The sequence below is a fragment of the Streptomyces sp. PA03-6a genome (genome assembly GCF_033792765.1).
Classification (GTDB): domain Bacteria; phylum Actinomycetota; class Actinomycetes; order Streptomycetales; family Streptomycetaceae; genus Actinacidiphila.
The window spans coordinates 1-644 of the sequence record NZ_JARAVK010000618.1 but is presented as its reverse complement, the minus strand read 5'-3'; the positions used below and the strand labels follow the sequence as shown (position 1 = coordinate 644).

The following is a 644-nucleotide window of genomic DNA, read 5'->3' as shown; positions in this document are numbered from 1 at the left end:
TTCGTCCCGGGCGCGACCTTCGCCAGGGCGGCCCGCGACACGATGACGAACTCGTGGTTGGGGGCGGCCGGGGTGGCGTCCTGCGTGGCCACGATGTGCACCATGACCCGCCCGACCGAGGACCTGACGGTCTCCGGGTCACCGACGCCGTTGCCGAACTTCCGTGCGAGCGCCGGGGAGGCGATGCCGGGAATGGGCTCCTTCGCGCCTGAGTCGAGCTTGCCGGCGGGGAAGGAGGAGCCCAGGCCGGTGGCCGCCACGAGCCGGGCGTACGGCTCCGGGTCGACGACCAGCAGGTCGAACCGGTCCCTGTAGTTGATCAGTTTCTGCCCGGATTCGATCCGGACGCCGGTGACTTCCCGCACCCCTGTGACCTTGCGGACCTGGGCGTCGATTCCCTGCGGCAGGGCGCCGTAGCTCTGCACGCGGGCGTCCGCGCCGACCGCCGTCACCGCGGCGTGGTCGCGTCCCGACTCCACGCCCGCGAGCACCGATCCGCCGAAGGAGGTGATGGTGAGGGCCACCAGCACGGCCAGCAGTGGCAGCGCGGTGGTGGAGGGGGCGCGTCCGGCGCGGGCCAGGCCCAGGTGCAGCACGGCTCCGTTGAGCCGTGCGAAGGGCCGCGCCAGCAGCCGTACCGGCCA

At 73.0% G+C, this 644-nt stretch carries 1 pseudogene; it reads right to left on the bottom strand.

From position 1 onward, the window contains the following. Window positions 1-644: pseudogene (locus PV350_RS46900) on the bottom strand (ABC transporter permease); the annotation flags it as partial.